Source organism: Lachnospiraceae bacterium JLR.KK008 (assembly GCA_037015955.1).
Taxonomy (GTDB): Bacteria; Bacillota; Clostridia; order Lachnospirales; family Lachnospiraceae; genus VSOB01.
The window spans coordinates 990,799-1,011,356 of record CP143548.1; the positions used below are offsets into that span (position 1 = coordinate 990,799).

The window sequence follows — 20,558 nt, forward strand, 5'->3', positions numbered from 1 at the left end:
AATATAGAGTTGACTACAGTTTGATTTTTATTTGACAGGAGGAATGTAGCGATGCCCAAAATGAAGACAAGCAAAGCAGCAGCAAAACGTTTTAAAGTAACCGGAACGGGAAAATTAAAGAGAGCGAAAGCTTACAAGAGCCATATCTTAACGAAGAAGTCCACAAAGAGAAAAAGAAATCTCAGAAAGCCTGCGATTACTGATGCAACCAATGTTAAGAATATGAAGAAGATTTTACCGTATTTATAAGTCGCAAGGAGGAAATGAGAGATGGCAAGAATTAAAGGCGGTTTAAACGCAAAAAAGAGACATAACAGAGTTCTGAAGCTGGCGAAAGGCTACAGAGGCGCAAGATCCAAACAGTACAGAGTGGCAAAGCAGTCCGTGATGAGAGCGCTTGCTTCCTCTTATGCCGGAAGAAAAGAAAAGAAACGTCAGTTCCGCCAGCTGTGGATCGCACGTATCAATGCAGCGGCAAGAATGAATGGTCTGTCTTACAGTAAGTTTATGCACGGATTAAAACTGGCCGAGATTGATATTAACAGAAAGATGCTCGCTGAGATGGCAGTCAACGACGGGGAAGGTTTTGCAAAACTGGCTCAGATCGTGAAAGAGAAGATCGCATAAGCAGACAGCAATTTGCGACAGGCAATGAATCAAAGATAGCGTATCAATAAAAAAGAAGCTCTGTGAAGAGCTTCTTTTTTATTAATCTGACACATTTCGTTCGATCATATTACGGACTGGCCTGCTTAGGGAGCAGGGGCGGGAGGCGTGACAGGTGGTGTTTCCACAGTTCTTGTCTCCATGATCTGTCCACATCTGGTGCATTTTCTCACTTCAGTTCCCTCTGCGGAACCTTCTTCCCATCCACCGGCCTTATGACCCAGTGCACGTAACGAAGAAGTGTAATAATAGCCGCAGGCACAGGAGTGCTTCTTGGTTCCGCTTGCTGTGCAGGTAGCGGCTCTTGTCACCGAGTCGGTATAGACATGTGTGTGTGTTTCCTGCTGTTTGGGAATGCTCTCCCTCGTCACGACTTCGTTACAACGGCTGCAGTATTGAACACGCTCGCCGTCCTCCGCTGTCGTTGCTTTTTTTGTCACTACCCAGATACCGGTAGGCTTGTGTCCAAGCGCCTCAGGCACTGCTTCCGTATAAGTGTCACCACAGCTGCATTTGTATGTGGTCACGCCGGCCTCAGTACAGGTGGCTGCTGTCGTCACCGAGGAAGTATACGTATGTTTATGTGACGGATCATTGGAACCGTTGTTTCCACCGTTAGAGCCGTTGTTTCCGCCATTGGAACCGTTGTTTCCACCGTTAGAGCCACTATTGGAGCCGCCGTTGGAGCCACTATTGGAACCACCGTTAGAACTGCCGGAAAGTTTGGAAATGCTCTTTGTCTGCTGTTCGCCGCATTTTCTGCATGTTCTCGTTCTCACGCCCTCGGCAGTGGCCGTAGGCGCGGTTGTCGTCGACCAGGAACTCCAGTCATGGTCATAGCTGAGTGTTTCCGAAGAGATGACTGCATCGCAGATATTACAGATCACTTCGATCTTGCCCGGATTGGCACAGGTACCTTCCGTGCGCACCGTCTTTCTGCTTGGATGATTGGTAGCGGGTATCGATGTCTCAAAAGTACTGCCACAGACAGTGCAGGTATAAGTCTTTTCCCCTTTTTCCGTACAGGAGGCTTCCTCTGAGATCTCATATGTATAGGTATGACGATGGTTGTCAGTGGAATCCTTATCATCTTTCTCTTTATTTTTGTCGGTATCCGTGGACGTTGTCACCGGAGCTGCCAGCATCGGAAGCGTTTCTTCCTCAATTACCCTGCCGCAGGTAGTACATGACTTCTGTCTCAGTCCCGTCTGTGTGGCCGTCGCAGACCTTACCGTAATCCACTGTCCGGGCGTATGCTCCAGCACCGGAATCGCATCCACATAGGAATCGCCGCAATAACAGGTATGCTTCATTTCGCCGGTCTGTGTGCAGGTAGCCGGACGGAGCACGGTATCCGTATAAGTATGCTCATGACCACTCTCCGGAGAAATGCCGGAAGCAGATGCGTCGCCTGACGACAGACCGGGATCGGCGGCTGATTCCTCCGTCTCTGCGGTCTCTGTCTCCGTCTCTTCTGTCTCTGCGGCATTATCTGCCGTCTCCATTCCCGGTTCTGTCGGAACCTGTGCCTCTGCGGAAGCGGTTTGTTCCTCTTCCGGTTTGACCATGTTATAATAGAGAATAACACCTGTCCCGATAACAGCAATAATACCAAGCGCGATCAGGACGCTTTGAATCCCTTTTAAAATTGCACCCATAATTTTTTACACTCCTTACTAATACTATTACACAATATTTCGGCAAAAATTGCAATCATTTAATCAAAATTTTAGAGAAAAAGAATTGCGGGACAAACAGAATAGCGGTAGAATCTAGTATTATGAGATATTTAGGGCTATTTATAAAAAAGTTATTGCGGTATTTATTAAAACCTCTTTCTTTTCTGCCGGCGATCGTGGTCATGTATCTGATTTTTTCCCTGTCTGCGCAGGATGGCGCTTCATCGGCGGAACTCAGCCGCAGGATCAGCCATAAGGTAGTGGTGATGGCGGACGAGACGCTGGGTCAGGAATGGAGCGAGGCACAGATTCAATATTATACGGAGAGGATTCATTATTATGTGAGAAAGACGGCGCATGTGACGGAATATTTCGTGCTGGCTGTCACGGTGGCCTTTCCGCTGTATGTATATGGGATCAGAGGGCTCTGGCTGGTGTTTTTTGCGGGGATATTCTGTGTGGCATTCGCCGGACTGGATGAGTATCACCAGTCGTTTGTGGCCGGGAGGGGACCTTCCATCCGTGACGTCGCCATAGACAGCATCGGTGTGCTGCCCGGCATCCTGCTTGTGAGGATCGTAGGCTTCATCGGCAGAAAGACGATATTCAGACCGCTGTCTATCCGGAGGAAGAGATGATATGCCGGAAGGGAAAAGATACGCTGCCCGGCGAAGAAAGTAAAACAGAGCTTTTTTCGTCTTTATTTTGGTGGGAGGAGAGGAAATGCAAAAAGAGGACATCAGGATAAAACATGTGATCGTACATATACTGGACTCATCGGTGGGGCTGCCGGTGTTATCGGACAGAGAGATTGAGTTCGGTTCGGATTTCGCGGAATTTCTGCGTGAGCATATCTTTCGGGTCGTTGCCGGGGATGACAGCAAAGACTGTGAATTTTACCGGGAGCAGTCGGAACTGTACCGGATGTTGACAGAGTATGAGGATGACAATTTCGTCGAGGTCAGCAGACAGGCCGCAGAGCTTTTGTATGGGATCATGAACAGCAACATTGAGATACCGGCCGCCGATCTGGCAGTCGTGCGGTTTAAGGCCGGAGAGGGAGAATTTCTCGGACTGCTGAAAATGAATTTTAAGACTTCCTACACACACCGCACACTCTCAGGAGAAGAGGGAAATCTGAACGAAATTATTCGCTACAAGGCAACCCTGCCAGCGCAGTCGCAGCGGCTTGAGGAGGCGGCAGTTATTGATCTGCAGTCGCTGGCCGTGCGCCTGATCGAGAAGAAATATGAGGTGAATGGGGAAAAGACCAATTATTTTTCCTATCTGTTTCTCAAATGCAGCGGGCGTCTGTCTCCGAAATCAAAGTTGTCGATCGTAGCCAGAGCGGTGGAGAATATTCAGAAGAAAAACTGTGAAGAATATGAGCAGTATGAGGAACATATGCGGGCCAAGAGTATTATTCAGGAAGAACTGGCGGAAAACGGCGGGTTTGTGGTGGAAGAGCTGGCGGAGAAAATATTTGAGGGCAGCACTGAGATGCGGGAGCAGTTTCAGGAACAGATGGAGCGATACGATATGGTCAAAGAGGAAGTGCTGCCACAGAGCGATGCGACGATCAAAAAATTTCAGACGCAGCATTTGTTCACCGATACCGGTATCGAGCTGAAGATCCCAATGGATCAGTATAAAGATCAGGGCAGAGTAGAATTTATCACGGAGGCTGACGGCAGCATATCCGTGCTGCTGAAACAGATCGGCCATATCCAGGCCAGATTTTAAGGAGTTTTATGGGCAACATCATTGACTATCTGAAGGAATATGGGGAGTATTCGCTGCTGGAACGCCCCTTTTGCGATGAGGACAGTCTGGTGCTTGCCCAGTTTTCTTATTTAAAGCTGGAAAATATAGTGCCGGGGCTTTCACGGGGGGAACCGGGTGTCACGCCGGGGGAGATCGGCCGTCTGAAGAACAAAGAGGAATTGTTTGCGGACGAGCGTTATGCGCGGCAAAATGCCGCTTTGTTTGAGGCGATCCGCAGGAGCCGGCGCTTTCAGACAATGAAATTGACCGGCTATATTAACCGGATCGATGTCAGGGAACCGTCGCAGTTTTCTGCAGTGACCTGTCTTCTGGAAGACGATTCGGCATATGTGGCTTTCCGGGGTACGGATGAGACGCTGAGCGGGTGGAAGGAAGATTTTGCCATGGCGTACAGGGCACCTGTCAGAAGTCAGGAACTGAGTGTCGATTATCTGAACCGGACTATGGTCTATAGCGGCGGAGCGCTGATTGTCGGCGGGCATTCCAAGGGCGGAAATCTGGCGGTATACGCGTCGATGTACTGTGAGGAGGCAGTCAGGAAACGGATCAGGAGGATTTATAATCTGGATGGTCCGGGGTTTTGTCCGCAGCTTCGCGAAAACGGCGCATATCGGGAGATCGCGCCGCGCATTCGTAAGATCGTGCCGCATTCTTCCGTCGTCGGGATGCTGCTGGAGGACACGGGCTGCTATGAGACAGTCGAGAGCAGTGCGTTCGGAGTGTTGCAGCACGATCCGTATTCCTGGGTTATAAAAGACGGAAAATTTGTGACAGTCTCCGATGTGTACCGGGGACGGCGGGCGGCTATGGAAGTGCTCAACCGGTGGATACGCTCCTTGACAAAGGAAGAGCTTGGCAATATGATAGAAGAAATATTTGACATCATCGGTGCGTCGGGCGCGCAGACGCTGCTGGACTTTTCCGGCAACTGGAGACCGGCGGCGCGGCGGATGGCAGCAGCGTTTCATGACATGGAGAAGGAGAGAAAAAAAGAGCTCTGGAGAGCCATGGCTGCGCTGCTCCCGGCTGTCAGGGAAGTATGGCGCCGCGCAGATGAGGAACAGGGGCCGGCAGAGGGAACGCAGGGATATACGCCGGTCAGAGAAGCGGAAGGAAATGCGGGGAAGTCAGCGGCAAGGGAGGGCGAAGGATGAAGAGACGGTTTGTAAAGAGAGCGGCGGTATGGATGGGTGTGGCGGCCCTGCTCTGCGCGGTTTCAGGGATGGATGTACGTGCGGAGAATGGAGCGGGAGAGGAGATCACAGCGCAGTCGAGAGCGATCGTGGCTTACTCGGAGGATCACACGATGGGAAGTGTGTCCTGCCTGTGCAACGGCGTCACGTTTCAGGACAACATTTATGCGTCGGCCTATGACAGCATCGCAGTGGGTGCATATCCCAACAGTGGATATTCGTTCGCATATTTTACTGACAATGGCGTCATTGTGACAAAGAGTGCATATTATTCTTTCAACCCGGGCTATGATGACCATACGATCGTCGCTCATTTTGTGAAGCGCAGTGACAATGATGACGATGATGTCCCCCGGGTAAACTGGTCGAACAGTGCCTGCGTGTTCGCTCCGGGTTATAAGATCGATGCTGTCAGCATTACAACTGACCAGGTCGTGCAGGGCAGAAAATGCCGGGAGGCGTTTGACTCTGTACTTGGAGATTACCAGTACATCGGTATGTATAATATTTCGTTTGCCCATGCGGGGAAGCCGATGGATAAGCTGAACCACAGCGTGCAGCTGCTGTTTGACATTCCGGCCCAGTATCAGAAAGAAGGACGGCAGTTCCGGATGATCCGCGTGTACGCAGGACAGCCCGAAGTCCTGGAAAATCTGGATGACCGGGGCAATAAGGTACAGTTTGAGACAGATTGTACCGGCGCCTATGCGCTTATATATAAAGATTAAATTTAATTGCAAAAATTTGTAAAATAGTATTGACTTTCGTCATATGAAGTGGTAGTATACTACTTGCGGCACGAGATGCGGGAGTGCTGGAATTGGCAGACAGGCAAGACTAAGGATCTTGTGTCTGTATAGACGTGTGGGTTCAAGTCCCATCTCCCGCACGTATGCAGGAATGGCGGAATTGGCAGACGCGCACGGTTCAGGTCCGTGTGAGCATTGCGCTCATGAGGGTTCAAGTCCCTTTTCCTGCACTTTATGCCACAGGTAAAAGAATCCGTGATATACGGGTTCTTTTATTTTTTCATATCAGGAAATTTCGTTGCTTTTTCTATATTTTTCCTAAAGTATCTTGCAGTTCATTCCGATATAGTAGTATAATAGCAGTAATAAAAATCAGTGATAACATAGCAACAATGACAGGCACGGATGCCGAGATTTCAAAGGAGTGAGGGTATGGGTAATTTTAGTTTATTTGGGAGCAGTTCTTCGGATGGCGGTCTTTATTCTCTTTTGTCTGAGTACAACAATATCAGAAATGGCAGTTACTATAAAGTAGTAAAGGCTTATTATGCAAAACAGAGTAATAAAGCGTCAGATTCCAAGAGCAGCGACAAGAGCAAGCAGAACACATCCACAGAGCAGAATAAACTGACTGCGACACAGAGTGATGCCCAGTCTCTGCAGGCAGCAGCAGATGCACTGATTACCAAGGGAAGTAAGTCTCTCTTTACGGAAAAAGACATTACGACGAAAAATGAAGACGGAACAGAGACGACTGTCAAAGGATATGATACCGATGCAATCTATGAGGCAGTGAAGAAATTTGCCGACAGTTATAACAGTCTTCTGGATTCCGCATCTTCCACCGATTCCAAAACGATTCTCAATTCGACACTGAATATGACGAACAATACGAAGTCTTATTCAAAGCTGTTGAATAAAGTGGGAATTACGATTGGCAAGGACAATAAGCTGAGCATAGACAAGGAAGCATTTAAGAAAGCGGATATGAGTACGGTCAAGACGCTGTTTAACGGGACATCTTCTTTTGCTTATAGCGTGTCAACGAAAGCGTCCATGATTAATATCTCTGCCAAGTCAGAGGCAAATAGAGCCAGCACGTATAACAGCAGAGGCGGCTATAACAAAAATTATTCAACAGGGAGTATGCTCAACGGCTTATTCTGAGATCACAGATTTGAATGGAATGATATATCAAAGAAAAGGGTTCTGGTCACAGAACCCTTTTTATGCGCAGCCCCGTGCAGAGGAACTAAGCCGCAAGGCGGCGCATGGGGCGCGCGGCGAGTAGTGGAGAAGGTCGTTCCCCTACTCGATTTATGCAGGAAATTCCCATACGATAAAAAGTCAAAATGCGTAGCCCGGGGAGTGGAAACTACTGCTGAGGACTTCCGGTTTCAGCTGTCCTTTCTCAGCTCCGACGAGAGTCTGATTCCGTCATGCAGGCCCAATCGGTAGGCCGCTGTGCCATATGCCGCGCCGCACTGGTTTGTGGCGGAGATCGCTCTGTCAACGATGAGGCTCTGTTCTCTGTTCAGGCCTGCCTTCTGCAGTATGGTAAATGCCCGGTCCTGCTGTTTCAGCGCGTCGAGATAGCCTTTATTTCGGGCGACAGCTCTGTCCAGGGCTTTGTGTGTCCTCACCTTTACGAATATTTCTAACAGAGGTTTCTTTGTTTTTGATGCTTTCTTTTTTCCTTGCATTTTAAATGTGTCTGACAGTTTTCTTTTCATGCGTACGCTCCTTTGCGGATCAGACCAGTTAAGAGATGGCGCTTGTCCTCTGTCTGGCAGGGTGTTCTGTTTCCTCTGGTACATATGCTCATACATAAACCTACTATAACAAGTCAGAGACAATATTACAATCATATGTGACAGATTCTTTTCGGCTTTCCTGTAATTTCTTTCATAATTCACAAAAATAAAAAAGGAAATCGGTCCGGCGCGGCGAATAATAAAAACGGAGGGATTGCAATATGACCATTCGGGAACGGCTGGAACTCCGGGAAAAGGAATATTTAAGTCCTTATGCTGCTTTCAGCATGGATTCGAAAGGGCGCCGGAAAGAAGAGGAGTCCTGCGACATCCGCCCGGTATTTCAACGAGACAGAGACAGGATCTTACATAGCAAATCGTTCCGGCGGCTGAAAGACAAGACACAGGTGTTTCTGACGCCGCAGGGTGACCATTACCGGACAAGACTGACGCATACACTTGAGGTATCTCAAAATGCGCGGACGATTGCCAAGGCGCTGAAGCTCAATGAAGATCTGGTGGAGGCGATCGCGCTCGGACATGATCTGGGACATACGCCTTTCGGACATGCCGGGGAGCGGGCGCTGGAGGAAGTATGCCCTTACGGCTTTTGTCACAGCGAACAGAGTGTGCGTACGGTAGATCTGCTGGAGAAGGATGGGCAGGGGCTGAATCTCACGTACGAGGTGCGGGACGGCATCTTGAACCATCAGACGAGTGGCATGCCCGGTACGCTGGAGGGAAAGATCGTGCGGTTTTCCGACAAGATCGCCTATATCCATCACGATATGGACGATGCGATTCGGGCCGGCATTTTGAAGGAGTCTGATATTCCGGAAGAGATTGCGGAGGTGATTGGAGACACGCTTGGGAAGCGTCTCAATCATTTTATCCATGATCTTGTGACGACAAGCGCAGGAACGGATGATATTCGCATGTCAGCGCCGGTGGCGCAGGCAATGCAGAAACTGCGCGCATTTTTATTTGAACATTTATACACGAATCCTGCCGCCAAAGGGGAGGAAGAAAAGGCGGAAGGGCTCATGAAGACATTATATGATTACTATGGAAAGCACATAGAATTGCTTCCTGCGGAATACCATATGCTTATGGACAGGGGAGAGCCAAAAGAAAAAGTGCTTTGTGATTACATAGGCGCAATGACGGACCGGTTCGCGATTGCGCAGTATGAGGAGATCTATATCCCAAAGTGCTGGCACGGGTAGCAGGGCGCCGACAGAGACCGTGAATGCGCAGGAGCGACAAAAGAGGAGAGGTACATGTATTATCCGGAAGAGCTTGTGGAAGAAGTGCGGATGAAAAACGATATTGTGGATGTAATCTCCGGGTATGTCCGTCTGCAGAGAAAGGGTGGCAGTCATTTTGGACTTTGCCCGTTTCACAACGAGAAATCGCCTTCCTTTTCCGTCTCACAGAGTAAGCAGATGTACTACTGTTTTGGATGTGGGGCCGGTGGTAATGTGTTCACGTTTCTCATGGAATATGAGCATGATACGTTTCAGGAGGCGATCCAGATACTGGCGGAGCGGGCCGGCGTCAATCTGCCGGAAGCGGAATATACCGAGGAGATGCGGCAGAAGGAGAGCCGCAGAGCCAGATTACTGGAAGTGAACAAAGAAGCCGCAAAATATTTTTATTATCTGCTCCGCAGGAAAGAAGGACAGCAGGGGCTGGGGTATCTGCAGAATAGGCAGCTTACCGCAGAGACGATGAAAAAGTTTGGTCTCGGGTATGCGAGTAAATACAGTGATGATCTGACGAAATATTTGAAAGGCAAAGGCTACCGGGAAGAGCTGATACGGGAGGCTGGCCTTTGCAGCATTGATGAAAAATATGGAGCCCATGATAAATTCTGGAACCGGGTCATATTTCCGATTCAGGATATGAATCACCGCGTGATCGGTTTTGGCGGCAGGGTCATGGGAGAGGGGACGCCTAAGTATCTCAATTCTCCGGAGTCGCCGATTTTTGACAAGAGCCGCAATCTGTATGGGCTGAACTTTGCCCGCACTTCCAGAGCGGGGAATATCATCCTGTGTGAGGGCTATATGGATGTGATCGCCCTGCATCAGGCCGGATTCGGACAGGCTGTGGCCTCTCTGGGAACTGCGTTTACGGAGAGTCAGGCGGGACTACTGCACAGATATACGGAGAGCGTACTTCTGTCATATGACAGCGATGGGGCCGGGGTGAAGGCCGCGCTGCGGGCGATCGGTATCCTCAGGGAAGCAGGACTTGCCGGGAAGATCATCCATCTGGAACCATATAAAGATCCGGATGAATTTATCAAAAATATGGGCGCAGAGGCGTTTCAGGAGAGGATCGACAGCGCGGAGAACAGTTTCTTTTTTGAGCTGCGGATTCTGGAGCGCGATTATGACCTGAAGGACCCGGAGGGAAAGACGCGGTTTCATCAGGCGGTAGCCAGGAAGTTATGCGGCTTTGCACAGGAGGTGGAGCGTGAGAATTATATAGAAGCGGTGGCGGACAAATATCATATCGGCTTTGAGAATCTGCGCAGGCTTGTCGTCAGCTATGCGGCCAGTATGGGGCCGGCAAAAGAGGCGATACGTCCCAAGTCACTGTCGCAGAAAAAGAAGACGCCGGAAGACGGGGCCAAACGGGCGCAGAGACTTTTGATTACCTGGCTTTGTGAGGACCCCGGCCTGTATCCGAAGATCGCGGATTATATATCAGCAGAGGATTTTACAGTGGATCTTTACAGAAAGGCGGCAGAACTGCTCTTTGCGGAACTGGAAAAGGGAAGCAGCAATCCGGCGGCCATCATCAGCCAGTTTGAGGACGAGGAAGAGCAGCGGGAGGTGGCGTCCATGTTTCATACGCGGCTGCCTGCACCGAGTGAGGACAAGCGGGAGCGGGAAAAGGCGTTTCATGACATTGTCGTCAGTGTAAAAACATACAGTTATGAGTACTACAGTGCCCGAATGGGGAGCGACATCAGTGCGCTGGGCAGGGTCATCGAGGGTAAAAAGGCGTTGGAAGAGCTAAAAAATGCGCATATTTCCTTAGATTAGGGTAAAAATAAATAACAAGTTATGGAAGGATGGACCATAGAATGGATGAAAACACAAGGGCAAAGTTTGAGGAAAAGTTGAAAGAAATCTTAAACATTGCCAAAAAGAAGAAAAATGTTCTGGACTATCAGGAGATCAGCGATTTTTTTGCGGATCTGTCTCTGGAAGAAGAGCAGTTTGATCAGATTATAGAGACGTTGGAACAGAACCATGTGGATGTACTGCGCATAACCGAAGATACCGTAGATGAAGAGGAGATCATTTTGACGGAAGAGGACGAGGTGGATGTGGAAAACATTGACCTCTCGGTTCCTGACGGCGTCAGCATTGAAGATCCGGTGAGAATGTATCTGAAAGAGATTGGGAAGGTTTCCCTGCTGAATGCCGAGGAAGAGATCGAACTTGCGAAAAGAATGGAGATGGGTGACGCCGAGGCGAAAAAGCGGCTTGCCGAAGCCAATCTGCGTCTTGTTGTCAGCATTGCCAAGCGTTATGTAGGCCGTGGGATGCTGTTTCTCGACCTGATCCAGGAGGGAAATATGGGTCTGATCAAGGCTGTGGAAAAGTTTGACTATCGCAAAGGCTATAAGTTTTCCACTTATGCGACATGGTGGATTCGTCAGGCGATTACAAGAGCGATCGCCGATCAGGCGAGAACGATTCGTATTCCGGTGCATATGGTGGAGACGATCAATAAACTGATCCGTGTGAGCAGACAGCTCCTGCAGGAACTCGGGCGAGAACCTACCCCGGAAGAGATTGCGGAAGAGATGAATATGCCGGAAGAACGGGTGAGGGAGATTCTGAAGATCTCTCAGGAACCGGTTTCTCTGGAAACACCGATCGGAGAAGAAGAGGACAGCCATCTGGGAGATTTTATTCAGGATGACAATGTACCGGTCCCTTCTGATGCCGCCGCTTTTACACTGTTGAAAGAGCAGCTTGTGGAAGTGCTCGGAACACTGACAGAGAGAGAACAGAAAGTACTGCGGCTTCGCTTTGGTCTGGATGACGGACGGGCGAGGACACTGGAAGAAGTGGGAAAAGAATTTAATGTAACACGTGAACGTATCCGTCAGATCGAGGCAAAGGCGCTCCGTAAGCTGCGTCATCCGAGCAGAAGCCGAAAGCTGAAGGATTATCTGGACTAGGGGAAGCAAGTGGAACTGTCAGAGAGACTGCAAGCGGTGGCACATATGGTGACTGCTGGAAATCATGTTTGCGATGTGGGATGCGATCACGGATATATCCCGATCTATCTTGTCCGCAGCGGTATCAGTCCCGGTGTGATCGCTGTAGACTGCAACGAGGGTCCTCTGAGACGTGCCAGAGAGCATATCAAAGCCTTTGGCCTGGAGGAGTACATAGTGACACGACTGTCAGATGGAGTGGCGGCGCTGGAAAAAGAGGAAGCGGAGACACTGGTCATAGCGGGCATGGGAGGCAGACTCATCGTCAGAATCCTGACCGAAGGCAGGGAAAAAGTCCGGATGATGAAAGACCTGATCCTGCAGCCCCAGTCGGATATTGCAGGAGTCAGGCAATTCCTGCGAAATGAAGGGTACGCAATCGCAGAGGAAGATATGGTATATGAGGATGGAAAGTATTATCCGGTCATAAAGGCTGTACAGGCGCCGGAAGAGGACACGGACGGTTCTGACAGGAGCGCACGGACAGACCGGATGCCGGAAATTCCTCAAGGGCTGTCTGATGCTTACAGCCCGCCGATATGGCAGGCAGCCTGCGACAGATACGGTCCGTGTCTGCTGTGCCACAGGCATCCGGTGCTGTATCGCTATCTGCTATGGGAGCAGGAGAGAGAGGAGACGGTGGCCCGCAGGCTTACCGCCGCCGGGGAGGCGACCAGCCGGCGCAGGGAACGGGAGGCGGAACTGGCGCAGTCGGCGCAGGTGAGAGCGTGTGCGCTTGCCTGTTTTGCGTCTGCAGATCAGACGAACGGCAGGTTGCGCTGACGGAGTAACAAAGAGGAGTCATAGATGAATTGCAGAGAATTGACGAAGACACTGGAAGCGCTGTGTCCCCGTTCTTATGCGGAGAGCTGGGACAATGTAGGGCTTTTGGCAGGCAGATATGAGAAAGAGATCCATACGGTATTGCTGGCGGTAGACGCTTCGGACGAGACCGTGGAGGAGGCCGTGAGGTGTGGAGCGGATCTGCTGCTGACGCACCATCCGCTTATCTTTTCGCCGAAAAAATCTGTCAACGACGGAGACTTTGTGGGCAGACGGCTCGTCACACTTCTTCGGAATGATGTCTGTTATTATGCCATGCACACGAATTTTGACGTGCTCTGTATGGCAGATGCGGCAGCAGAACGGATCGGGCTGGCAGACAGAGAGGTGCTGGATGTCACCTGTGTGCTGGAAGGCAGAGAGAATGGCATTGGCCGGATCGGCAGCCTGCCTTCTCCAATGTCTCTGTATGAATGTGCACAGATGGTCAAGCGTGTGTTTGCGCTCGACTCCGTGAAACTATTTGGCGGACGGGATCAAAGAACAGTGAGAGCCGCCATCTGTCCCGGTTCCGGCAAGAGCGTCATTGAAAAAGCCGCAGCGATGGGGGCGGATGTGCTGATCACGGGAGATGTCGATCATCACAGCGGCATTGATGCCATGGCTATGGGGCTGAATATCATTGACGCGGGACATTATGGTCTGGAGAAGATCTTTGTTCCATATATGGAGAGAGTTTTGAAAAAGGAGTGCCAAATGCTCAACGTTATGTGCGCGCAGGAGAGCAGTCCATTTTGGGTAATATAATGGTAAAAACTGGGAGGTATGGTATGGTTACGGTAACGATCAACGGGGAAGCGAGACAGTATGAGGAGGGAACGACTTACGAGGCGATCGCGAAGGAGTACAGTAAATGCTATGAGGATATTATTGCCCTTGTCACTGTGAACGGAAAGATACAGGAACTGATGAAGAAAGTGGAGAAGGACTGTGAGCTGCGGTTTCTCACGCTGCAGGACACAGCGGGGCATAAGGCATATGTCCGCACTGCGATCATGCTTCTGATCAAATCTCTGTATGATGTGGAATCGCGGGAAAATATCGAAAAGATCAAGGTAGAGTTTGCTGTTGGTCAGGGATATTATTGCAGTCTGAAAGGCAGGGTGAAAGTTGACGATACGCTGATTGAACGGCTGAATGTGAGAATGCAGCAGCTTGCGATGGAAGACATTAAGATCGAGAAGAAAACATATCCGATCGAAGAGGCGCTGGCGCTGTTTGACCGTTTTGGCATGGAAGACAAGAAGAAACTCTTTCGTTACCGCAGAAGTTCCACCATTAATGTGTACCGGATGGATGATTATTATGATTACTATTATGGTTACATGCTTCCTTCCGCCGGCTATGTGAAATACTTTCAGGTCATCGCTTACGAGAGCGGCCTGATGCTGTTATTGCCGGACAGAAAAGATCCAAAGACGCTCAATTATTTCGAACCGCGGGAGAAATTGTTCCATGCTCTGCAGCAGACGACCGCGTGGGGAGAAAAGATGGAGATTGACACGGTAGGTGATCTGAACGATCATATCTGCAAGGGACTGATCTCCGAAGTAATACTCGTACAGGAGGCGCTGCAGGAGCGGAGGATCGCGGAGATCGCGGAAGATATTGCCGGTCGGGAAGGGGTGAAGTTTGTGATGATCGCAGGCCCTTCTTCTTCAGGCAAGACGACGTTTTCTCACCGGCTGTCTGTCCAGCTCCGTTCTTATGGCCTGAAGCCTCATCCGATTGCGGTGGACGATTATTTTGTGGACAGAGAGCGCACGCCGAAGGATGAGAATGGAAACTATAATTTCGAGTGTCTGGAAGCGATCGACATTGAGAAATTCAATGAAGATATGTGCGGCTTACTGCAGGGGAAAACGGTGGAGTTGCCGGCCTTTAATTTTAAGACGGGAAAACGGGAGTACAACGGGAATTTTAAGACGCTGGGCTCCGATGACATTCTTGTGATTGAGGGCATTCATGGCCTGAACGACAAGATGTCCTATGCGCTTCCGGATAAAAGTAAATATAAGATTTATATCAGCGCGCTCACAAGCCTGAATATCGATGAACACAACAGAATCCCGACGACCGACGGACGCCTGCTGCGGCGCATGGTGCGGGATGCCAGAACGAGAGGCTCTTCCGCGAAACGGACGATCGCCATGTGGCAGTCTGTGCGCAGGGGAGAAGAGAAGAACATTTTTCCTTTTCAGGAGAGCGCGGATGCGACCTTCAACTCTGTGCTCATCTATGAGCTGGCGGTGCTCAAGCAGTATGCGGAGCCGCTGCTTTTCAGCATTGAGGAGGGAGAACCGGAGTATTATGAGGCCAAACGCCTTTTAAAGTTTCTGGAATATTTTCTCGGCGTGAGCAGTGAGAATCTGCCGAAGAATTCGATCGTCCGGGAATTTGTGGGCGGCAGTGTGTTTCAGGTGTAATCCGAGTCACAGATGAAAAGAAAGCGGTAATATGAAAAGAGAGCGGTGAGCTCAGATCTTCGGAATTCGATAAATTACATAAAAGAATAAGTAGGACAAATGATCGCGGCTGCAATCGCCGAAAGGCAGCAGGTGAGGAAAGTCCGGGCTTCACAGGGCAGAATGCCGGATAACGTCCGGTGGAGGCGACTCCAAGGAAAGTGCAACAGAAATAAACCGCCGGGAAAACCGGTAAGGGTGGAAAGGCAGTGTAAGAGACTACCGCTCTGCTGGTAACAGCGGAGGCACATGTAAACCCCATTCGAAGCAAGACCGAAACGAGAGCGACAGGCCGGCCCGGCCTGCTCTCAGGTGGGTCGCTGGAGGCTGCTGGCAACAGCAGTCCTGGATAGATGATCATTCAACGACATAACCCGGCTTATCGTCCTGCTTATTCTCTTTATATCAAATGAGGCTGAAACTTTGCAGTGGGGGCGGCATCCTTAAGCGGATCCCTCGAAACGAGAGGAACGCGGCTCATATAAGTTTGATTTACATGATTCCAATTTATGATATGAAACCAGTCGTCGATATAATCTGACTTTTGGTAATAATGTTTTAAATAATATGCATGTTCCCAGACGTCTATATTCAGGACAGGAAACAAGCCCATCTCTAATGGGGTATCCTGATTCTGTGTTGTGATAATACAGAGATTTCCTGTTGCATTTACTACGAGCCATGCGTATCCGGAGCCAAATACAGTTAATGCGGCCGTTTTGAATTGTTCCTGAAATGACAGATAGCTGCCAAATTCATTGTTAATTGATTGGTTTAGTATTCCAACAGGCTGTAATGAGGTTGGATTCGCAAGATTGGAAAAGTAGAATTGATGATTAAAAACACCGCCGCTGTTGTTTTTTATATTAGTTTGAATATCTTTAGGAAGGCATGGTACATTAATGATAAGCTGTTCAAGTGACCAGCTCTGTAATTCCGGATGTTTACTAAGTGTATTGTTCAGGTTGTCAATATAATTCTGCAAATGTTTATTATGGTGCAGGTACATGGTCTTTTTGTCAATATAGGGTTCCATGGCTTCATACATATACGGTAAGGGGGTATTGATAAACTTATAGTGGTTGTTCATATTAAAATCCTGTTTTTCTTATTTTATGATCGATACAAACAGGTGTGATGATTTATATATTTTTTTATGAGAAAGAATCATTGATGTATGGAAACTCTAATATAATTTTCATGATGTAAAAATACAGAAAACAGATGATGCGTTTATAATAATATAATCGTAACACAGATGAGATATGAGAAAATGAAAAGACATAAGTAATAATTACACAAAATAAAAAGAATGGAGATAGCGAGACTCGAACTCGTGACCTATACGTTGCGAACGTATCGCTCTCCCAACTGAGCTATATCCCCATGTCATTATTATAACATTATTATTTTAAATTTCAAGTGTAGATAAAAGAAGTATATATTACATAAGTACCCTCAGTGGACAAAGGGTATGATGAAACGGTGTAGAAAAGGATAGAAGAGGATGTACCTCAACTATCCCTGTTATTATTTTCAGGCTCTTTGTAACTATCATGCTGATCGGATGTAAAGATATATGTTTCATCATCCAGTTTGCGATAGATATATTTCATTTTACTGAAATCTCCCTGAACCTTCAGATTATTTTCATTCAGCTCTTTAAATCCACTTCTCATATTGATCATATCCTTGTCACTTAAATCTGAGTGAAAACGACATTTTATCCGTGATAAATCGTAGACGGACAGCTCGACATCGATAATGTTATTACTGTTGTTGAATTTTATTTTTTGCATATAACTTCCTTTCTTCCGGGACCGCTAGCAAAAGCAGTATTCATTCTTTTGCATGGTTGCTTACAGTTTTATTTCAATGTTTCAATATTTCATCATTTGTCTTTCATTTTTCTTGCCGCGATTTTCATTTCGTACAAAATTAATATACAACCTTGACGCTGCAAGTTAAATTAAAAGAACCCGTATGAAGTTGCTCGCTCAGTCCCTTTTGAACAAGACTGACAGAAGCTCCATAGTTTGTTATTGTAAATATACCAGTATTTGGATTATAATTTTTAGTAATTCCAAACCCATGAAATCTGGCACTCCAATGGATGTTGGGGTTATCTTCAGTTCCATCACCCACAGTATGCGCTCCTGCTCTGCAATCTACTACGAAATTATCAGCGGTTAATTCTCTATAGTTAGGGCATATTCCGGAAACATTAAAGGAATACCCATTCCCTAAGTCTCTGACGCGCGGTTTCGTGCTGATAGATCTGATATTATCTGTCATAGCTGCGAAAGTGGCATCCGCTGCCGTACTTACGCCTTTACTGGTTATCGCTGACGCAATGGCGCTTTTGCCGTCAGCTACAGATTTTTTTAACGCATTGATGCTTTCATTCACCGCTTTTGCATCAGCAGCCCAGCCGTTTTCCGTTACAGTGGTAGAAGTGGTAATTCCTTTAATCGCCCCAACCTTTGTTTCCAGATTTTCTCCGTCGTCAGCGTCGACGGATCTTGCATTGGTTAAAAAATAGATTCTTTCCCATACCCTGTTTAGTTCATCGATCAATACTCTGTAAATTTTTCTCTCTTTGATATTCTCACTTGCCATTTCCTAAATACCTCCGTTTTGTTTTTTTATTTCTTCCCATGTATAATCTGATATTTGATTCCATGTATGATTTGATGCTGCCTGCCATGTGCCATTCCCGTTATCTTTATCTGTTTCAGAAGAGACCCAATGTGTTCCGTCTCCGGGGGACGCAGACTGGAAAGGCTGATATGTAACAAGCGGTTCTTTGGGTGGGAGATCAGCCAAATAATCATAGATTGCGTGTAAACGTTTTTCGAACAGGTTAAGCAGCCATGCTCCATAAAAAAAGACTTCCGAATCATTTAAAAATTCGGAAGCCTTTGTATAATTTTTTGCGTTTAACAGTAAATTGTACTGTTTCATTGTTTGTGTCTGGGTGAGATTTATGTCTTGAAAAAAGATTCTGTCATCGACATATTGCGGAAATTTTGTTTCAGTATTTTTCATATTAATATATTTTCTCTACCTCCTATCCAAACGTCAAAGGTTGTTGCCCATTCCGGCTCTTCTTCCAGGTAATAGATACTTTGTTTTTTAGAAACTGCATATATTTCCAGATTTCTTATCTCTTCATCTAACCTGTTAATATGTTCAGCTCCAAGGCAATATTGACTGAGCATATCTTTGCTTTCCTGGATAATATCGCTTACTTTATCGTACTTTCTCTGCGCCTGTAAGATTTTTATCTGATTTACTAAAGATCCGATGGAATCATCAACATCTTTAAAATGATGTAGCGACATGAGTTCATGTGGGAAGCTGCTGTATTCGTTTGTGTAATGTGCCATTTTATTTTGCTCCTTTAAAAACTTATTTATGTGGTGGTTTACAAGAAAGTGCTACTGAAAATGCTTGACTTGAAAGATTATGCGCAATTTGTAAATTCGTTTCGAATGCACCAGACAGGTAATTCTCTCCAGATGCGCCACCTAAAATAGCATAGGATACTTTGTTATTGTTATAATACAATGCATCACATTCTTTTGATGTTGTAGAACCATTTGTTTTATAAGGAATTCGCCCAAATTTTAAATCAACAGTATCGGTTATTATACCGCCAGATGTCCCTTCCGGGTTTGCTCCATTTACAACGATATATCCATTACCGTCTAAATTAAAATTAGAAGATGTTGACCCGTCATGAGTCCCCCAGGTAATCTTGATTTTTTGTGTTCCATTATTATTAATCCATCCGGCAGTTCTGCGTCCAATATTTCCCCACCAATTCTCCATTCCAAATACTTTAACACCATAACTCGTATCTCTGGTACCCCAAAACAATCCTTTATCATTCATTGTTCCTTGGCCTATTGATGAATAATCATTTTGAACAGTCCTTCCCATTCCATATACTTCCTGCGTATTTGTATTTTTTGCCATCATTACTAGTAAATCCTGAATTAAAAGCCTGTCAGATAGGAACTCTATATACCATCCATCACCATTTTTTACTGCATAATTGATACCAGCTTCTGTAGTGATATTATAATAATTAGACTTACCAGAGATAGAACATAACTTATTTAAAGATTGATTTTGTGCATTATATATTAATCCGCCAAAGTATATTGGAGTATAGAAATGATCAATGACATTATTATTTTTGTCATAATTACACCAGCAATCATATTCTTGATCAATCTTTACATCTGAACACCTGAAATGGTAAATACCGTTCTCAGTCCATCTTTTCGTATAAATTTTTGGCCATTCCATCATTGCATTCGCCCCGAAGGTTACATCAGCAACATGTGAATTTACACCATCTATTGTTCTGGTGTAATCATCCAGATCTAAATATTCTGCGACTGTACAGTCACATTTTAACATACATGGTCTGGGCATAAATTTTTCTCCTGGTGCAATAGACCATCCACCATAATCAAATTGATCTGAATCGAAATTCATGCAAGCAGGTGTAAAATTGGCGTTATCTACATCGGACGGATATATGACACGTGCATCAGGATCATCGACATCTTTCATCAAATCATAACCAAATAGATAGTAATCCCTTGCAGGAGCAACTTTTACACGGTTTGCTTTATTTCGGTTATATACGCCTTGTACTGTATAGGGAAAAGCAGCATAATAATAAGTAGTTCCAGTAATTACATTTTCATCAATGATTTCTTGGTTTTCGGTAATGTCAGCAATTAAATCACCACTATATTCATCATTAGGATAGCCGTCAGTACTTCTCCTGATGGTGGCTCCTGCCACAGTACATAGTGTCTGCTCATTAACGACAGTATCGTTTGGAAGCTCTGCATTAATTTTTACAACTGAATTTTCATATTTTGCTGAAAAAGTGATCATGTTAGAAGGTTCTATACCACAAATCTCATCTCGCCATCCAGGATTCCCGTTGGCATCAGTCTTCCAGACTTTGTTTGCCTGTCCATTACCGGCAGCAACATATCCTTCATTAGAGTTACTATTTTCTTTCCAAGTATCTGTATCTGTTGTTTTAAAATCACTGTCATTTATGAGCTGACTTGTTTTCGTAGGTATCAGTGCCAGCAGTTTATTTTTAAAATGTTGAATCGCTGACAGATTTACTATTTTTTCTTTCAT

21 protein-coding genes, 3 tRNA genes and 1 other RNA gene are annotated in these 20,558 nt (G+C 46.8%); 16 read left to right on the top strand and 9 right to left on the bottom strand.

The window, feature by feature from the left end:
- Positions 1 to 51 precede the first annotated feature (51 nt).
- Positions 52 to 249, top strand: coding sequence for a 50S ribosomal protein L35 (gene rpmI, locus V1224_04980; GenBank protein WWR16792.1), 198 nt, complete (start codon positions 52 to 54; stop codon positions 247 to 249).
- A gap of 21 nt (positions 250 to 270) precedes the next feature.
- Positions 271 to 627 carry a 50S ribosomal protein L20 gene (gene rplT, locus V1224_04985; protein ID WWR16793.1) on the top strand — a complete coding sequence of 119 codons (357 nt, stop codon included), beginning with the start codon at positions 271 to 273 and terminating at the stop codon, positions 625 to 627.
- A 125-nt stretch (positions 628 to 752) separates the two neighbouring features.
- On the opposite strand, the gene V1224_04990 is transcribed toward rplT, so the two are convergent.
- Positions 753 to 2,324, bottom strand: coding sequence for a hypothetical protein (locus V1224_04990; protein ID WWR16794.1), 1,572 nt, complete (start codon positions 2,322 to 2,324; stop codon positions 753 to 755).
- 122 nt (positions 2,325 to 2,446) lie between these two features.
- On the opposite strand from V1224_04990, the gene V1224_04995 reads away from it, so the two are divergent.
- From V1224_04995 to V1224_05025, 7 genes are all read left to right on the top strand, one after another.
- The gene (locus tag V1224_04995) at positions 2,447 to 2,983 is read left to right on the top strand and encodes a VanZ family protein (GenBank protein WWR16795.1); all 537 of its coding nucleotides are present in this window, start codon (positions 2,447 to 2,449) and stop codon (positions 2,981 to 2,983) included.
- A gap of 85 nt (positions 2,984 to 3,068) precedes the next feature.
- Complete coding sequence (locus tag V1224_05000) at positions 3,069 to 4,088, top strand: nucleoid-associated protein (GenBank protein WWR16796.1); 1,020 nt, start codon at positions 3,069 to 3,071, stop codon at positions 4,086 to 4,088.
- A gap of 8 nt (positions 4,089 to 4,096) precedes the next feature.
- On the top strand, positions 4,097 to 5,284 hold the full coding sequence (locus V1224_05005) for an Mbeg1-like protein (GenBank protein ID WWR16797.1): 1,188 nt from the start codon (positions 4,097 to 4,099) through the stop codon (positions 5,282 to 5,284).
- Positions 5,281 to 6,051: a hypothetical protein gene (locus V1224_05010; protein WWR16798.1), complete on the top strand. Its 771-nt coding sequence runs from the start codon at positions 5,281 to 5,283 to the stop codon at positions 6,049 to 6,051. The genes V1224_05005 and V1224_05010 overlap by 4 nt, the downstream gene beginning before the upstream one ends.
- 77 nt (positions 6,052 to 6,128) lie before the next feature.
- A tRNA-Leu gene (locus V1224_05015) sits at positions 6,129 to 6,212 on the top strand.
- Positions 6,213 to 6,217: 5 nt separating this feature from the next.
- A tRNA-Leu gene (locus V1224_05020) sits at positions 6,218 to 6,302 on the top strand.
- 202 nt (positions 6,303 to 6,504) lie between these two features.
- Positions 6,505 to 7,239 carry a hypothetical protein gene (locus V1224_05025; protein ID WWR16799.1) on the top strand — a complete coding sequence of 245 codons (735 nt, stop codon included), beginning with the start codon at positions 6,505 to 6,507 and terminating at the stop codon, positions 7,237 to 7,239.
- A gap of 230 nt (positions 7,240 to 7,469) precedes the next feature.
- Here V1224_05025 and V1224_05030 read toward each other — a convergent pair whose 3' ends face one another.
- Positions 7,470 to 7,805 (bottom strand): hypothetical protein, encoded by a 336-nt coding sequence (locus V1224_05030; GenBank protein WWR16800.1) that lies wholly within the window; start codon positions 7,803 to 7,805, stop codon positions 7,470 to 7,472.
- Positions 7,806 to 8,047: 242 nt separating this feature from the next.
- Between V1224_05030 and V1224_05035 the strand changes: the two genes are divergently transcribed.
- The 7 genes from V1224_05035 (at position 8,048) to rnpB (ending at position 15,778) form a co-directional block, all read left to right on the top strand.
- Positions 8,048 to 9,052, top strand: coding sequence for a deoxyguanosinetriphosphate triphosphohydrolase (locus V1224_05035; protein WWR16801.1), 1,005 nt, complete (start codon positions 8,048 to 8,050; stop codon positions 9,050 to 9,052).
- 54 nt (positions 9,053 to 9,106) lie between these two features.
- Positions 9,107 to 10,882: a DNA primase gene (gene dnaG, locus V1224_05040; GenBank protein WWR16802.1), complete on the top strand. Its 1,776-nt coding sequence runs from the start codon at positions 9,107 to 9,109 to the stop codon at positions 10,880 to 10,882.
- A gap of 41 nt (positions 10,883 to 10,923) precedes the next feature.
- Positions 10,924 to 12,033, top strand: coding sequence for an RNA polymerase sigma factor RpoD (gene rpoD, locus V1224_05045; GenBank protein ID WWR16803.1), 1,110 nt, complete (start codon positions 10,924 to 10,926; stop codon positions 12,031 to 12,033).
- Between the two features lie 9 nt (positions 12,034 to 12,042).
- On the top strand, positions 12,043 to 12,855 hold the full coding sequence (locus tag V1224_05050; protein WWR16804.1) for a class I SAM-dependent methyltransferase: 813 nt from the start codon (positions 12,043 to 12,045) through the stop codon (positions 12,853 to 12,855).
- 24 nt (positions 12,856 to 12,879) lie between these two features.
- Positions 12,880 to 13,662, top strand: a complete 783-nt coding sequence (locus tag V1224_05055; protein WWR16805.1) for a Nif3-like dinuclear metal center hexameric protein — start codon at positions 12,880 to 12,882, stop codon at positions 13,660 to 13,662.
- Between the two features lie 23 nt (positions 13,663 to 13,685).
- Complete coding sequence (locus V1224_05060) at positions 13,686 to 15,341, top strand: nucleoside kinase (GenBank protein ID WWR16806.1); 1,656 nt, start codon at positions 13,686 to 13,688, stop codon at positions 15,339 to 15,341.
- Positions 15,342 to 15,428: 87 nt separating this feature from the next.
- Positions 15,429 to 15,778: RNase P RNA component class A (gene rnpB / locus V1224_05065), an RNA gene on the top strand.
- Positions 15,779 to 15,780: 2 nt separating this feature from the next.
- Here the strand turns inward: rnpB and V1224_05070 are convergent.
- The 7 genes from V1224_05070 to V1224_05100 all read right to left on the bottom strand — a co-directional run bounded on the left by V1224_05070 (position 15,781) and on the right by V1224_05100 (position 20,558).
- Positions 15,781 to 16,470 carry a superoxide dismutase gene (locus tag V1224_05070; protein ID WWR16807.1) on the bottom strand — a complete coding sequence of 230 codons (690 nt, stop codon included), beginning with the start codon at positions 16,468 to 16,470 and terminating at the stop codon, positions 15,781 to 15,783.
- 223 nt (positions 16,471 to 16,693) lie between these two features.
- Positions 16,694 to 16,766, bottom strand: a tRNA-Ala gene (locus V1224_05075).
- Between the two features lie 128 nt (positions 16,767 to 16,894).
- On the bottom strand, positions 16,895 to 17,179 hold the full coding sequence (locus tag V1224_05080; protein ID WWR16808.1) for a hypothetical protein: 285 nt from the start codon (positions 17,177 to 17,179) through the stop codon (positions 16,895 to 16,897).
- A 139-nt stretch (positions 17,180 to 17,318) separates the two neighbouring features.
- On the bottom strand, positions 17,319 to 17,999 hold the full coding sequence (locus V1224_05085; protein WWR16809.1) for a hypothetical protein: 681 nt from the start codon (positions 17,997 to 17,999) through the stop codon (positions 17,319 to 17,321).
- Between the two features lie 3 nt (positions 18,000 to 18,002).
- Positions 18,003 to 18,428 (bottom strand): hypothetical protein, encoded by a 426-nt coding sequence (locus V1224_05090; protein WWR16810.1) that lies wholly within the window; start codon positions 18,426 to 18,428, stop codon positions 18,003 to 18,005.
- A complete protein-coding gene (locus V1224_05095) occupies positions 18,425 to 18,769 on the bottom strand; it encodes a hypothetical protein (protein ID WWR16811.1) in 345 nt (114 codons plus the stop codon). The genes V1224_05090 and V1224_05095 overlap by 4 nt, the downstream gene beginning before the upstream one ends.
- 22 nt (positions 18,770 to 18,791) lie before the next feature.
- The gene (locus tag V1224_05100) at positions 18,792 to 20,558 is read right to left on the bottom strand and encodes a hypothetical protein (protein ID WWR16812.1); all 1,767 of its coding nucleotides are present in this window, start codon (positions 20,556 to 20,558) and stop codon (positions 18,792 to 18,794) included.

Coding starts and splice junctions, on each gene's coding strand:
- V1224_05095 (WWR16811.1), bottom strand. CDS start 18,769: ATGGCACATTACACAAACGAATACAGCAGCTTCCCACATGAACTCATG.
- dnaG (WWR16802.1), top strand. CDS start 9,107: ATGTATTATCCGGAAGAGCTTGTGGAAGAAGTGCGGATGAAAAACGAT.
- V1224_05090 (WWR16810.1), bottom strand. CDS start 18,428: ATGAAAAATACTGAAACAAAATTTCCGCAATATGTCGATGACAGAATC.
- rpmI (WWR16792.1), top strand. CDS start 52: ATGCCCAAAATGAAGACAAGCAAAGCAGCAGCAAAACGTTTTAAAGTA.
- V1224_05055 (WWR16805.1), top strand. CDS start 12,880: ATGAATTGCAGAGAATTGACGAAGACACTGGAAGCGCTGTGTCCCCGT.
- V1224_05100 (WWR16812.1), bottom strand. CDS start 20,558: ATGAAAGAAAAAATAGTAAATCTGTCAGCGATTCAACATTTTAAAAAT.
- rplT (WWR16793.1), top strand. CDS start 271: ATGGCAAGAATTAAAGGCGGTTTAAACGCAAAAAAGAGACATAACAGA.
- V1224_05070 (WWR16807.1), bottom strand. CDS start 16,470: ATGAACAACCACTATAAGTTTATCAATACCCCCTTACCGTATATGTAT.
- rpoD (WWR16803.1), top strand. CDS start 10,924: ATGGATGAAAACACAAGGGCAAAGTTTGAGGAAAAGTTGAAAGAAATC.
- V1224_05005 (WWR16797.1), top strand. CDS start 4,097: ATGGGCAACATCATTGACTATCTGAAGGAATATGGGGAGTATTCGCTG.
- V1224_05000 (WWR16796.1), top strand. CDS start 3,069: ATGCAAAAAGAGGACATCAGGATAAAACATGTGATCGTACATATACTG.
- V1224_05025 (WWR16799.1), top strand. CDS start 6,505: ATGGGTAATTTTAGTTTATTTGGGAGCAGTTCTTCGGATGGCGGTCTT.
- V1224_04995 (WWR16795.1), top strand. CDS start 2,447: ATGAGATATTTAGGGCTATTTATAAAAAAGTTATTGCGGTATTTATTA.
- V1224_05010 (WWR16798.1), top strand. CDS start 5,281: ATGAAGAGACGGTTTGTAAAGAGAGCGGCGGTATGGATGGGTGTGGCG.
- V1224_05080 (WWR16808.1), bottom strand. CDS start 17,179: ATGCAAAAAATAAAATTCAACAACAGTAATAACATTATCGATGTCGAG.
- V1224_05035 (WWR16801.1), top strand. CDS start 8,048: ATGACCATTCGGGAACGGCTGGAACTCCGGGAAAAGGAATATTTAAGT.
- V1224_05060 (WWR16806.1), top strand. CDS start 13,686: ATGGTTACGGTAACGATCAACGGGGAAGCGAGACAGTATGAGGAGGGA.
- V1224_05030 (WWR16800.1), bottom strand. CDS start 7,805: ATGAAAAGAAAACTGTCAGACACATTTAAAATGCAAGGAAAAAAGAAA.
- V1224_05085 (WWR16809.1), bottom strand. CDS start 17,999: ATGGCAAGTGAGAATATCAAAGAGAGAAAAATTTACAGAGTATTGATC.
- V1224_04990 (WWR16794.1), bottom strand. CDS start 2,324: ATGGGTGCAATTTTAAAAGGGATTCAAAGCGTCCTGATCGCGCTTGGT.